This is a genomic window from Rhodopseudomonas palustris, assembly GCF_003591005.1.
In the GTDB taxonomy this organism is placed as follows: domain Bacteria; phylum Pseudomonadota; class Alphaproteobacteria; order Rhizobiales; family Xanthobacteraceae; genus Rhodopseudomonas; species Rhodopseudomonas palustris_K.
Window position 1 is genome coordinate 53995 of sequence record NZ_QYYD01000022.1, and the last position, 13123, is coordinate 67117.

9 protein-coding genes and 1 tRNA gene are annotated in these 13123 nt (G+C 67.4%); 8 read left to right on the forward strand and 2 right to left on the reverse strand.

Features of this window, described 5'->3' with window-relative positions:
* Nucleotides 1–61: 61 nt before the first annotated feature.
* Nucleotides 62–244: a hypothetical protein gene (locus D4Q52_RS19850; RefSeq protein ID WP_119858302.1), complete on the forward strand. Its 183-nt coding sequence runs from the start codon at nt 62–64 to the stop codon at nt 242–244.
* Complete coding sequence (locus D4Q52_RS19855; RefSeq protein WP_182915374.1) at nt 241–1338, forward strand: tyrosine-type recombinase/integrase; 1098 nt, start codon at nt 241–243, stop codon at nt 1336–1338. Before D4Q52_RS19850 ends, D4Q52_RS19855 begins: the two co-directional genes overlap by 4 nt.
* Before the next feature lie 5 nt (nt 1339–1343).
* Here the strand turns inward: D4Q52_RS19855 and D4Q52_RS19860 are convergent.
* Nucleotides 1344–1420, reverse strand: a tRNA-Arg gene (locus D4Q52_RS19860).
* Between the two features lie 298 nt (nt 1421–1718).
* Here D4Q52_RS19860 and D4Q52_RS19865 point away from each other — a divergent pair.
* Nucleotides 1719–6932 carry an alpha-2-macroglobulin family protein gene (locus D4Q52_RS19865; RefSeq protein ID WP_119858304.1) on the forward strand — a complete coding sequence of 1738 codons (5214 nt, stop codon included), beginning with the start codon at nt 1719–1721 and terminating at the stop codon, nt 6930–6932.
* A gap of 59 nt (nt 6933–6991) precedes the next feature.
* Here the strand turns inward: D4Q52_RS19865 and D4Q52_RS26825 are convergent, their stop codons facing one another.
* Nucleotides 6992–7225, reverse strand: coding sequence for a hypothetical protein (locus D4Q52_RS26825; protein WP_234831262.1), 234 nt, complete (start codon nt 7223–7225; stop codon nt 6992–6994).
* Here D4Q52_RS26825 and pbpC point away from each other — a divergent pair.
* The 5 genes from pbpC to D4Q52_RS19890 are packed head-to-tail and all read left to right on the forward strand — an operon-like array spanning nt 7205 to nt 12939.
* Nucleotides 7205–9151, forward strand: a complete 1947-nt coding sequence (gene pbpC, locus D4Q52_RS19870; protein WP_234831263.1) for a penicillin-binding protein 1C — start codon at nt 7205–7207, stop codon at nt 9149–9151. The genes D4Q52_RS26825 and pbpC overlap by 21 nt on opposite strands.
* A 51-nt stretch (nt 9152–9202) precedes the next feature.
* A complete protein-coding gene (locus D4Q52_RS19875; RefSeq protein WP_119858345.1) occupies nt 9203–10945 on the forward strand; it encodes an ArnT family glycosyltransferase in 1743 nt (580 codons plus the stop codon).
* A gap of 1 nt (nt 10946) precedes the next feature.
* Entirely contained in the window at nt 10947–11789 is an 843-nt protein-coding gene (locus D4Q52_RS19880) for a phosphatase PAP2 family protein (RefSeq protein ID WP_119858306.1), read from the forward strand.
* A gap of 59 nt (nt 11790–11848) precedes the next feature.
* Nucleotides 11849–12601, forward strand: a complete 753-nt coding sequence (locus tag D4Q52_RS19885) for a glycosyltransferase family 2 protein (RefSeq protein ID WP_119858307.1) — start codon at nt 11849–11851, stop codon at nt 12599–12601.
* Nucleotides 12601–12939, forward strand: a complete 339-nt coding sequence (locus D4Q52_RS19890) for a lipid-A-disaccharide synthase N-terminal domain-containing protein (protein ID WP_119858308.1) — start codon at nt 12601–12603, stop codon at nt 12937–12939. Before D4Q52_RS19885 ends, D4Q52_RS19890 begins: the two co-directional genes overlap by 1 nt.
* The last annotated feature ends 184 nt before the right edge of the window (nt 12940–13123 follow it).

The following is a 13123-nucleotide window of genomic DNA, read 5'->3' on the forward strand; positions in this document are numbered from 1 at the left end:
CGGCCGTATTCGAACCGGCTGAGTGCTTCGTCGAGCAGGCCGTCGAGGAGCGCGCCGCCTGATGTCCCGAGGAGCGCAGACATTCCGGCAGGCCGACGTCACCAAGGCGTTGAAGGCAGCAGCAGCGGCCGGGATTACTGTGCAGCGTTTCGAGATCGACCGAGAAGGCAAGTTGGTCGTGATCGCCGGCCAGCCAGCCGACGTTGAGCCCGCAGGGCCGAACGAATGGGATTCCGTGCGGTGAAACGGAAGAACCCCAAGCACGTTCACGAATACACGGATCGTCACGGCAAGGCGCGGTACTACCTGCGACGGCCGGGCCTACCGAAGGTCGCGCTGTCGGGCCTTCCGTGGTCTCCCGAGTTCATGACCGCGTACGAGTCGGCAATGGCTGGCGAGGTTAGGCGGCCGCCGATCGGTGCAAGCCGAACACTTCCGGGAACAGTAAACGCCGCAATCGTCAGCTATTATCAGAGCGGCGCATTCGGTAGTCTCGCCGCGAGCACACGGCAGAGCCGCCGCGCAATCCTCGAGCGATTCCGCGAGAAGTGCGGTCCGCTGCAGCTTAAAGCCATGCCGACGGCCGCCTTACAGCGGATCATGGATGGCTTCAGCCCGCTGGCTGCCCGCAACTGGAAAAAAGCTCTGCGGGGCTTCGTCGACCACTGCATCGCGAACCAATTCCTACAGCGTGATCCTCTCGCTGGCGTCAAGCTTGCGAAGACCAAGAAGTCCAGCGGCTTCCATACCTGGACGGTCGACGAGGTTGCGCAGTACAGGGCGCACCACGCATCCGGCACCAAGGCGCGGCTCGCAATGGAATTACTGCTGCAAACAGGCCACGCCCGCGTCGACGTCGTCAGGATGGGACGTCAGCACACCAAGAGCGGCAAGCTTTCGATGCGTCGGCAGAAGACGGGCGTGCAGTTCGACATCCCGCTGCTGCCTGAATTGGTCTCAGAGCTCGACTTGCAGCCGAAGTCAGATCAACTCGCCTTTCTCACAAATGCGAAAGGCGAGCCCTTCACCCCGGCCGGCTTTGGTAACTGGTTTCGGTCGCGCTGCGATCAAGCAGGGCTGCCGCAGTGTTCGGCGCACGGACTGCGCAAAGCTGCAGCCGTGTACCACGCACTACACGGTGCAACTGCGCCGGAACTGATGGCGTGGTTCGGCTGGAAAACGATCGGTGAAGCGCAGCGCTACATCGAGGAAGCGAACCGCATCAAGCTTGCTGAAAGCGCCGGTGCGAAGCTCATTTCCAGAACAGCTGTTGGCTCACCCGCTGACCCGGTGAGCCAAAACCAGACGCAAGCTATTGAAAAGGCGAAGGCCAGATGAGCAGGTGGCGATCCCAGCAGGATTCGAACCTGCAACCCGCGGAGTAGAAATCCGCTACTCTATCCAGTTGAGCTATGGGACCGTCGGGGATGCTTCTAGCACCGCGGATACAAAAAATCCGCTCCTGAGACAACACTCCGCACACCATATCCGAACCATTTGCCGCGATGCTGCGTCCAACCGGGGCAGCGCGTTGTATTCCGCGCCGCTGCACGCGAAGATGCGAATCTGATGGAGTGGCGATCGACATCGGGCCGTCATGGCCTCGGACGCAGACCGGCAGGCCGGGCGCGTCGCGGGCCGTGCCATCAGCGCGTCATTTTACGGGCATTTTCTCCATTCTCGGAACGCGGCACTCGTTCGCGGCAGGGGAGTTCGACATGATCGGTTGGGTTCGCACCATTGCGCTGTGCACGGCGCTGGCGCTCGGCAGCGCCTCCGCACTGGCCGCCGACAAGGCTTTCAAGCGGGACGATCTGGCGGATTCGGCGATCAAGCTGGAGGCGCAGATCAAGGGCGAGGCGGGGGCCGTTGCCAAGCCGGCGGCGAGCCTCAAGGCCGATGCCGATGCCGCGCTGCGGCGCGGGGATTACCGCACGGGGCTGCAGATCATGGGACAGATCGCGGCGGTCGATCCCGCCGACGGCAGCAACTGGCTGCGGCTGGCCAAGACCGTATTCCAGATCAAGGCGCCAACCAGTTCCGAACAGACCTTCCTGCTCGAGCGCGCCTCGACCGCCGCCTACATCGCCTACCAGCGCGCCGGCAATGCCGGCGAGGAGGCCGACGCGCTCGCCGTACTCGGCCGGTCGATGGCCGACCGGCGGCTGTGGCGGCCGGCGCTCGATACGTTGCGAATGTCGCTCGATTTGCGCGAGGTCGCGGATGTCCGCGGGCGCTACGAGAAGCTGCGCGACGATCACGGCTTCCGGCTGCTCGATTATACCGTGGACTCCGACTCGGCGTCGCCGCGGGCGTGCTTCCAGTTCTCCGAGGACCTCGCCAAGCGCACCGATTTCGCGCCGTATCTGGCGCTGGCCGGCACCGACAAGCCGGCGCTGACCTCGGAAGACAAGCAGCTCTGCGTCGAGGGGCTCAAGCATGGCGAGCGCTACAACATCAATCTGCGTGCCGGCCTGCCGTCGACCGTCAAGGAGACGCTGCCGAAATCGGCCGAGTTCAACATCTATGTGCGCGACCGCAAGCCGCTGGTGCGGTTCACCGGCCGCGCCTATGTGCTGCCGCGCACCGGCCAGCGCGGCATTCCGCTGGTCAGCGTCAACACCCCGACCGCGTCGGTGCAGGTGTTCCGGATCGGCGATCGGAACTTGATCAATACCGTGGTCGACAGCGACTTCCAGCGTACGCTCAGCCGCTATCAGCTCGACGATCTCGCTAGCCAGCGCGGCGCGCAGGTGTGGTCGGGCGAACTCGACACCGCGCCGGCGGCGCTGAATGCCGACGTCACCACCGCGTTTGCGGTCGATCAGGTGCTCGGCGAATTACAGCCCGGCGTCTATGTGATGACGGCTGCGCCGAAGGCGCCGGTCGCCAACGCGGACGATGACGGCCAGCTCGCGACGCAGTGGTTCATCGTCTCCGATCTCGGCGTCACCGCGTTCTCGGGCAATGACGGCATCCACGTCTTCGTCAATTCGCTGGCTTCGACCGATCCGGTCGGCAAAGCCGAGGTGCGGCTGATCGCCCGCAACAACGAGATCCTCGCCAGCCGCAAGACCGACGAGGCCGGTCACGTGCTGTTCGAGGCCGGGCTGGCGCGGGGCGAGGGCGGCATGTCGCCGGCGCTGCTGACGGTGACCGGCGAGAAGGCCGACTATGCCTTCCTCAGCCTGAAGAGCAGCGCCTTCGACCTGTCCGACCGCGGCGTCTCCGGCCGCGCGGTGCCGGCCGGGGCCGACGCCTTCGTCTATGCCGAGCGCGGCGTGTATCGCTCCGGCGAGACCGTGCATCTCACCGCGCTGCTGCGCGACGGCCAGGGCAATGCGCTGGTCGGCGGGCCGATGACGCTGGTGGTCGAACGGCCGGACGGCGTCGAATACCGCCGCGCCGTCCTGTCCGACCAGGGCGCCGGCGGCCGCAGCCTCGACGTCGCGCTGAACTCGGCGGTGCCGACCGGCACCTGGCGGGTGCGCGCCTTCACCGATCCGAAGGGCGCCAGCATCGGCGACACCACATTCATGGTCGAGGACTACGTCCCGGACCGGATCGAATTCGATATCTCCACCAAGGACAAACAGATCAAAGCTGATGCTCCTGTGGAACTGAAGGTCGACGGCCGCTTCCTGTATGGCGCCCCGGCCTTGGGCCTGGCGCTGGAAGGCGACCTGCTGGTCGCGCCGGCCGACGGGCGTGCCGGCTACCCGGGCTATCAGTTCGGCGTTGCCGACGAGGAGACCACCAGCAACGAGCGCACGCCGCTGGAGAATTTGCCGGAAGCGGACGCCAATGGCAGCGCGACGTTCTCGGTGAGCCTGCCGAAGCCGCCGTCCTCGACGCGGCCGCAGGAGGCGCAGATCTTCATCCGGATGCGGGAGGCCGGCGGCCGCGCCGTCGAGCGCAAGCTGGTGCTGCCGGTGGCGCCGTCGGCGCCGATGATCGGCGTCAAGCCGCTGTTCACCGAGAAGAACGTCGCCGAAGGCGACAACGCCAAGTTCGAGGTCGCCTTCGTGGCGCCGGACGGCACCGCGCTGGCGCGCTCCGGCTTGCGCTACGAGCTGCTGAAGATCGAGTCGCATTACCAGTGGTACCGGCAGAATTCGTCGTGGGATTATGAGCCGGTGAAGTCGACCAAGCGCGTTGCCGACGGCGACGTGTCGGTTGCGCCAAGCAAGCCCGGCCAGCTGTCGTTCCAGCCCGAGACCGGCCGCTACCGGCTCGACGTCAAGACCGCCGATGCTGACGGCCCGATCACCTCGGTGCAATTCGACGTCGGCTGGTATTCCGACGGCTCCGCCGACACGCCGGATCTGCTGGAGACCTCGGTCGACAAGCCCGCCTACGCCTCCGGCGACACCATGACGGTGACCGTCAACGCGCGGACCGCGGGCCTGTTGACCGTCAACGTGCTCGGCGACCGGCTGCTGACAACGCAATCGGTGGCGGTCAAGCAGGGCTCCTCGCAGGTCAAGCTGCCGGTCGGCAAGGACTGGGGCACCGGCGCCTATGTGGTGACGACGCTGCGCCGCCCGCTCGACACCGAGGCGCAGCGGATGCCCGGACGCGCCATCGGCGTGCAGTGGGTGTCGATTGACAAGACCGCGCGCACGCTCGCGGTGACGCTGTCGCCGCCGGCGCTGGTACGGCCCTCGACGACGCTGAAGCTGCCGGTGAAGCTTGGCGGTCTCAATCCGGGCGAGGACGCCAAGATCGTCGTCGCCGCGGTCGATGTCGGCATCCTCAATCTGACCGGCTATAAGCCGCCGGCGCCGGACGATTACTATCTCGGCCAGCGCCGCATGACGTCGGAGATCCGCGACCTTTACGGACAACTGATCGACGGCATGCAGGGCACCCGCGGCCAGATCCGCTCGGGCGGCGACGCCGCCGGCGCAGAGCTGCAGGGCAGTCCGCCGACGCAGAAGCCGATGGCGCTGTATTCCGGCATCGTCACTGTCGGGCCCGATGGCTCCGCCGAGATCAGCTTCGACATTCCGGACTTCGCCGGCACCGCGCGGGTGATGGCGGTGGCGTGGACCGCCACCAAGGTCGGCCGCGCCACGACCGACGTCACCGTGCGCGACCCGGTGGTGCTGACCGCGACGCTGCCGCGCTTCCTGCGCAACGGCGATCGCGGCACGCTGGCGTTCGACCTCGACAATGTCGAAGGCGCGCCCGGCGACTACGCCATCACGGTCAGCGCGACCGGTCCGGTGAAGCTGTCGGGGGCGGCCTCGACAACGATGAAGCTCGCCGCCAAGCAGCGGGGCTCGGCGTCGTTAGCCATCGACGGCGGCGGCGCCGGCACCGCGGCGCTCGCCGTCGCGATCAGCGGGCCGAATGGCCTGTCATTGACCCGCAGCTACGCGCTCGACGTCCGCCCGGCCAACCAGACGTTGGCGCGACGGGCGGTCCGCACGCTCGCCAAGCAGGAGAGCCTGACGCTGACCGGCGACATGTTTGCCGATCTGGTGCCGGGCACCGGCAGCGTATCGCTGTCGGTCAGCCAGTCCACCGCGCTCGACGCCGCCACCATCCTGAAGGCGCTCGACCGCTATCCGTTCGGCTGCTCCGAGCAGATCACCAGCCGCGCGCTGCCGCTGCTCTACGTCAATGATCTCGCCGCCGGGGCACATCTGGCGATGGATGCGTCGGCCGACGAGCGCATCAAGGGCGCGATCGACCGGCTGCTGGCCCGCCAGGGCTCGAACGGCTCGTTCGGGCTGTGGTCGACCGGCGGCGACGACGCCTGGCTCGACGCCTATGTCACCGACTTTCTGACGCGGGCGCGCGAGAAGAACTTCGTGGTGCCGGACGTCGCGTTCCGCAGCGCGCTCGACCGCATCCGCAACGCGGTGGTGAACGCCGAGGAGCCGGAGAAGGACGGCGGCCGCAACCTTGCTTACGGTCTGTATGTGCTGGCCCGCAACGGCGTCGCGCCGATCGGCGACCTGCGCTATCTGGCCGACACAAAGCTCGACAAGCTGGCGACGCCGATCGCCAAGTCGCAGCTCGCGGCGGCGCTGGCGCTGGTCGGCGACCGCACCCGCGCAGAGCGGGTCTATGCGGCGGCGGCCGGCGATCTCGCGCCGAAGCCGGTGATCCAGTTCGGCCGGGTCGATTACGGCTCGGCGCTGCGCGATGCCGCTGCGCTGGTGTCGCTCGCCAGCGAAGGTGGCGCACCGAAGGGGACGCTGACCACGGCCGTGCTGCGCGTCGAAGCGGCGCGGGGCCTGACGTCGTACACCTCGACGCAGGAGAATGCGTGGCTGGTCTTGGCAGCGCGGGCACTCGCCAAGGAGCCGATCAGCCTCGACCTCAACGGCAGCGCGATCAAGACCGCGCTGTATCGCAGCTACAAGGCCGACGAGGTCCGCGTCGAGCCGCTGAAGATCGCCAATGCCGGCGACGCGCCGGTGCAGGCGGTGGTGACGGTCAGCGGCTCGCCGCTGACGCCGGAGCCGGCCGCCAGCAACGGCTTCAAGATCGAGCGCAGTTACTTCACGCTCGCCGGCGAGCCGGCCGACATCACCAAGGCCAAGCAGAACGACCGCTTCGCCGTGGTGCTGACGATCACCGAGGCCAAGCCGGAATACGCCCACGTGATGGTGGCGGACTATCTGCCCGCCGGCCTCGAGATCGACAACCCGCATCTGGTGTCGTCCGGCGATGCCGGCACGCTGGACTGGATCGAAAACGGCCAGGAGCCGGTCAACACCGAATTCCGGGACGACCGCTTCACCGCGGCGATCGATCGCAAGGCCGAAGACAAGGCGGTGTTCACCGTCGCTTATGTGGTCCGCGCCGTGTCGCCCGGCAAATACGTGCTGCCGCAGGCTTGCGTCGAGGACATGTACAACCCGTCGCGCTACGGCCGCACCGGCACCGGCACCGTCGAAGTGACGAAGGCGAAATGAGCGAGGAGCCGACCAGCACACCGTCAGCGTCGCGAGAGGTCGTGACGCCCACCGCGCCGTCATTGCGAGAGCAGCGAAGCAATCCAGCGCCACGCGTGCGGCGTGGATTGCTTCGTCGCTTCGCTCCTCGCAATGACGGGCGGAGAGGGCGGTCGATCATCAAGATGGCGGCAATTGTGTCTGCTGCCCTTGTTGTCGTCGCCGTCGGCAGCCTCGTCGCCTACGCCGTCTCCCTTGGTCCGCTCCCGCTCGACGAGGCGCGCAAAACATCCGTGACTGTCGTCGATCGCCACGGCAAGCTGCTACGCGCCTATGCGATGGCGGATGGGCGGTGGCGGTTGCCGGTCGATGCGACGAGCGGTGTCGATCCGCGCTACCTGCAGCAACTGCTGGCCTATGAGGACAAGCGGTTCTGGTCGCATCACGGCGTCGACCCGCTGGCGGTCGGCCGCGCCGCGCTGCAGCTCGTCACCCGCGGCCACATCGTGTCGGGGGGGTCGACCATCACTATGCAGCTCGCGCGACTGCTGGAGCCGCGACGTCAACGCTCGATGATGGCGAAGCTGCATCAGATGGTGCGCGCCATCGAACTCGAACGTCGGCTCAGCAAGCAGCAGATCCTTGATCTGTATCTGGCTCTGGCACCGTACGGCGGCAATCTCGAAGGCATCCGGGCGGCCTCGATCGCTTACTTCGGCAAGGAGCCGAAACGACTGTCGCTGTCGGAATCCGCGTTGCTGGTGGCGCTGCCGCAATCGCCGGAAACGCGCCGGCTCGATCGCTATCCGGACGCCGCGCAGGCGGCGCGCGACCGCGTTCTGGCGCGGATGGTCGAGGACGGCGTGGTCAGCGCCGAGGATGCGGCGCAGGCGAGGGCGGTGCCGGTGCAGCGCCAGCGTAAGCCGATGCCGATCCTGGCGCCGCATTCCGCCGATCAGGCGACCTCGCTTGTGAGAGACTCGCCGGTGATCCGGCTGACGCTCGATTCCGGCATCCAGCGTGCGCTGGAGTCGCTGGCGCGGGATCGGGCACTGGCGCTCGGGCCGGACATCTCGATCGGCATCCTCGCGGTCGAGAACGACAGCGGCGACTTGCTCGCCCATGTCGGCTCGGCGGATTATTTCGACGACCGCCGCGCCGGACAGGTCGACATGACCCGCGCGGTGCGCTCGCCCGGTTCGACGCTGAAGCCGTTCATCTACGGCCTCGCCTTCGAGGATGGCTTCGTTCATCCGGAAAGCCTGATCGACGACCGGCCGGTGCGGTTCGGCGCCTATGCGCCGGAAAATTTCGATATGACGTTCCAGGGCACGGTGCCGGTGCGCAAGGCGCTGCAGCTGTCGCTGAACGTGCCAGCAATCGAGCTGCTCGACCGCGTCGGGTCGAGCCGGCTGGCGTCTCGGCTGAAGCAGGCCGGTGCCGCCCTGGTCCTGCCGAAAGATGAGGCGCCCGGCCTGGCGATGGGTCTCGGCGGCGTCGGCATCCGGCTGACCGACCTGGTGCAGCTCTACAGCGGCGTCGCGCGCCTCGGCGAGGTCGTGCCGCTGCGGGAAATCGCCAGCGACTCCAAGGCCGAACGCGAGACTCTGCGGCTGATGGATAAGGTCGCGGCCTGGCAGGTCGGCAACGTCCTGCTCGGCACGCCGCCGCCGGAGAACGCCGCGCGCAACCAGATCGCGTTCAAGACCGGCACCAGCTACGGCTACCGCGACGCATGGTCGGTCGGGTTCGACGGCAAGATGACGATCGGCGTCTGGGTCGGCCGGCCCGACGGCGCGCCGGTGCCCGGCCTGATCGGCCGCGTCGCGGCCGCGCCGGTGCTGTTCGATGCCTTTGCTCGCACCGGCCAGTTGCGCGCGCCGCTACCGAAGCCGCCGCGCGGCGCGCTGATCGCCGGCAATGCCCAGCTGCCACTGCCGCTGCGTCGCTTCCGCGCAGCGGGCGAATTGGTGCGCACGGGGAGCGAGCAGGCGCTGCGCATTCAGTTCCCACTGAACGGCTCACGGATCGATGCGATCAGCCAGGCCTCGACCGGGGCGATGCCCGTCAAGGTCGCCGGCGGGGTGCTGCCGATGACCGTGATGGTGAACGGCATCGCGGCCGGCGAGATCGACGGACGGCGCCAGCGGCTGGTCGCGCCGCCCGGTCCGGGGTTCGTCCGCGTCACCGTGATGGACGCGGTCGGCGCTGCAGACACAGTGGTTGTGAGAATCCAGTAGCAGCGAGGCCAAGTGGTTGTCCGGCTGTTGGTTTCAGCGTATGCGAAGCCGATGATCCAGACCTCTGCTGCACCCCGCTTCGGCGCCCCCCGCGAGCCCAAACCCACCATGGACCCCGGTCGCGGGCTGGTGGCAGTGCTGGACTACGTGTCGGTCAGCCATCTGCGCGCGGTGCTGTTTCTGGCGTTGGTCGGGCTGGTGTTCTTCCTGCCGGGATTCTTCAACATTCCGCCGATCGATCGCGACGAAGCCCGTTTCGCCCAGGCCACCAAGCAGATGGTCGAAAGCGGCGACTTCATCGATATCCGGTTCCAGGACGAGGTCCGCTACAAGAAGCCGGTCGGCATCTATTGGCTGCAGGCGGCGGTGGTCGACACCGCGTCGAAGCTCGGCCTGCCGCGTGCCGAGGTGCGGATCTGGCTGTACCGCGTGCCATCGATGCTCGGCGCGATCGGCGCGGTGCTGATGACCTATTGGGCCGCGCTGGCGTTCGTCGGCAGGCGCGGGGCGGTCGTGGCCGGGCTGCTGCTGTGTAGTTGCGTCCTGCTCGGCGTCGAGGCGCGGCTGGCCAAGACCGACGCCTTCCTGCTGTTCACCGTCACCGCCGCGATGGGCGCGATGGCGCATGTTTATCTCGCCTGGCAGCGCGGCGACGATCGCGCCACCTCCTGGGTCACCCCGGCCGTGTTCTGGACCGCGCTGGCGGCGGGCATTCTGCTCAAAGGCCCGCTGATCCTGATGTTCATCGCGCTGACGGTCATCCCATTGGCCATCATCGACCGCTCGGCGGCATGGCTGTGGCGGCTCCGGCCGATGGTCGGCGTGCCGTGGATGCTGCTGCTGGTGCTGCCGTGGTTCATCGCGATCTTTTTGCGCGCGGGCGACACCTTCTTCGCCGACTCGGTGGGCGGCGACATGCTGAGCAAGATCGCCAGCCCGAAGGAGTCGCACGGCGCGCCGCCCGGCATGTACTTCCTGCTGTTCTGGGTGACGTTCTGGCCGGGCGCGCCGCTCGCCGCGATGGCGGCGCCGGCGGTGTGGCGGGCCCGCCGCGAGCCTGGCGCACAGTTCCTGCTGGCCTGGCTGATCCCGTCCTGGATCGTGTTCGAGATCGTCATCACCAAGCTGCCGCATTACGTGCTGCCGCTGTATCCGGCGATCGCCATCATGACCGCCGGCGCCATCGAGCGCAGCGTGCTGTCGCGGTCCTGGCTCGCCAAGGGTGCGGCGTGGTGGTTCGCAATTCCGGCGCTGGTGCTGTCGCTGGCGATCGTCGGGGCGATCATCCTGACCCGGCAGCCGGTGTTCCTGGCCTGGCCGTTCATCGCAGCGTCGCTGATCTTCGGGTTGTTCGCCTGGCGGCTGTTCGACGAGAACCGCGCCGAGGCATCGCTGCTCAACGCGGCGCTGGCCTCGCTGTTTCTGATGACGGCGACGCTCGGCGTCGTGGTGCCGAAGCTGCGGCCGGTGTTTCCCAGCGTCGAGATCGCGGGTGCGCTGCGCAAGGTGGTGTGCGTCGGTCCGAAGGCGGCCGCGGTCGGCTATCACGAGCCCAGCCTGGTGTTCATGGTCGGAACCGATACGCTGCTGACCGACGGCTCCGGCGCCGCAGACTTCCTGCTCGGCGGCAGCTGCCGCTTCGCGCTGGTGGAGGCGCGCAGCGAACGCGCCTTCGCGTCGCGCGCCGAGGCGATCGGGCTGCGCTACAACGTGGCGCTGCGGATCGACGGCTACAATTTCTCGCAGGGCAAGCCGGTCTCGATCGCGATCTTCCGCTCGGAAGGAACGCAGTAGCATGGCCACCGACAAACGCGCCGCGCCGCGCAGCTATCCGTCGGAGCTCGTCACGCTGATCGGTCAGTCGTTGGCACGACTGGTGCGCGAGCCGAGCCATTCGCACCGCGCCGAAGCAGGACGACGCTGGGCACGGCATTCGCTGCTGATCGCGGCGGTGCTGGCTGCCGCGGTCGTGATCCTGATGGTGGTGATCGACAAATACGGAATCGGTTTGATGCCGACCCGCGGCACCGCGAGCCTATGGCCGTTCCGGATCCTCACCGATTTCGGCAAATCGGCTTACGTGCTGTCGACGCTGCTCGCGCTGATGGTGATCGTGGCGCTGGTGATGCCGCTGCTGAATGGCGTGTCGCGGGTGGTGCTGATCGGCATCGGCACGCGAATTCAGTTCGTGTTTCTGTCGGTGTTGGTGTCGGTGACCGCCGGTGAGCTGCTGAAGGGCGTGATCGGCCGCGGCCGGCCGTTCGTCGGCGGGGCGGCCAATCCGTTCAATTTTTCGACCTTCGCCTGGAGCGAGGCCTATGCCAGCCTGCCGTCGGGTCATGCCATCACCGCGTTCGCGCTGGCGTTTGCGATCGGCGCGTTGTTCCCGCGGCTGCGGCTGGTGATGCTGGCTTATGCGATCATCATTGCGCTGACGCGGCTGGTGCTGCTGGCGCATCATGCCAGCGACGTCGTCGCCGGCGCGATGGTCGGCACAGTTGGCGCCATGTTTGTGCGGTATTGGTTCGCCGCGCGCCGGCTGGGCTTCACCATCCACCGCGACGGCTCCATTGAACCGTTGCCCGGCCCATCGTGGGATCGCCTCAAAGGGGTTGCCCAGGTGCACCGCGCCCCATAAGAAGCGGTCGCGCCCAGCGCCGGCCGCCAGTTCCCGCCGGCCCCCGGATTGTTCCGATTATGTCTGAGATCCTGCCAGTATCCGGTGCCCCGCCGGCGGTGTCCATTGTGGTGCCCGTGCGCAACGAGGCCGACAATGTCGCGCCGCTGATCGCCGAGATTGCCGCGGCGCTCGACGGACGGTGGGCCTATGAGATCGTCTATGTCGACGACGGCTCAACCGATGCGACGCCACAGCGGCTGGCGGAACTACGCCGCGCGCGCGCCAATCTGCGCCAGATTCGTCACGCCAAATCCTGTGGCCAGTCGTCGGCGGTGCGTACCGGCGTGCGCGCTGCGCGCGGCGCCATCGTGGCGACGCTGGACGGCGACGGCCAGAACAATCCCGCTTTCATTCCGGACCTGATCCGCGCCATCGAGCAAGGCGGCGACCGGGTCGGGCTGGCCGCCGGTCAGCGCGTCGGCCGCAAGGACACCGGGTTCAAGAAGCTGCAGTCCCGGGTCGCCAATAAGGTGCGCGGCGGCATTCTCAAGGACGGCACCCGCGATTCCGGCTGTGGGCTGAAAGCGTTTCGCCGCGAGGTGTTCTTGGCATTGCCGTATTTCGATGGCTTGCATCGCTTTCTGCCGGCGCTGGTGCGCCGCGAGGGCTACGACGTCGCCTATGTCGACGTCGCCGATCGGCCGCGGCTGTCGGGGGTCTCGAACTACGGCTTCTTCGATCGGCTCTGGGTCGGTCTGATGGACTTGGCCGGAGTATGGTGGCTGATCCGCCGCAAGAAGGCCGTGCCGGCCGCGACCGAGGTGAACTAATGCTGATTACTTATGGCCAGGCGCTCGGCGACTATCTGTACGACGTGTTCGTCGCCAAGTTCGATTTCTGGCTCGCCTTCGGCCTGGTGGCGCAGCTGCTGTTCACCGCGCGCTTCCTGGTGCAGTGGATCTCCAGCGAGCGCGCCGGCAAGAGCGTGGTGCCGATGGCATTCTGGTTCTTCTCGATGGGCGGCGGACTGATGACGCTGGTCTACGGCATCGCCAAGCGCGAGCCGGTGATCATCCTCGGCCAGGCCATGGCCACGGTGATCTACATCCGCAACATCATGCTGATCATCAAGTCGCACGCCAAAGGCTCGGAGAGCCTGCCGAACTGATTGCTCGCGAACCGCCGCGACGATGGTGGCGCTGGCGATCCCAGCAGAGACTCTCCCCGTCATTGCGAGCCAACGGGTCGGCGCGAAGCGCCGCCCGATGACAGGCTCCGCGAAGCAATCCAGCGCCACGCGCGCGGGGTGGATTGCTTCGTCGCTTCGCTCCTCGCAATGACGCTCGGGAGGC

Excerpts from the sequence above, each read along its gene's own strand:
- D4Q52_RS19890 (WP_119858308.1), top strand. The coding sequence starts at position 12,601 with ATGCTGATTACTTATGGCCAGGCGCTCGGCGACTATCTGTACGACGTG.
- D4Q52_RS19875 (WP_119858345.1), top strand. The coding sequence starts at position 9,203 with ATGATCCAGACCTCTGCTGCACCCCGCTTCGGCGCCCCCCGCGAGCCC.
- D4Q52_RS19850 (WP_119858302.1), top strand. The coding sequence starts at position 62 with ATGTCCCGAGGAGCGCAGACATTCCGGCAGGCCGACGTCACCAAGGCG.
- D4Q52_RS19885 (WP_119858307.1), top strand. The coding sequence starts at position 11,849 with ATGTCTGAGATCCTGCCAGTATCCGGTGCCCCGCCGGCGGTGTCCATT.
- D4Q52_RS19880 (WP_119858306.1), top strand. The coding sequence starts at position 10,947 with ATGGCCACCGACAAACGCGCCGCGCCGCGCAGCTATCCGTCGGAGCTC.
- D4Q52_RS19865 (WP_119858304.1), top strand. The coding sequence starts at position 1,719 with ATGATCGGTTGGGTTCGCACCATTGCGCTGTGCACGGCGCTGGCGCTC.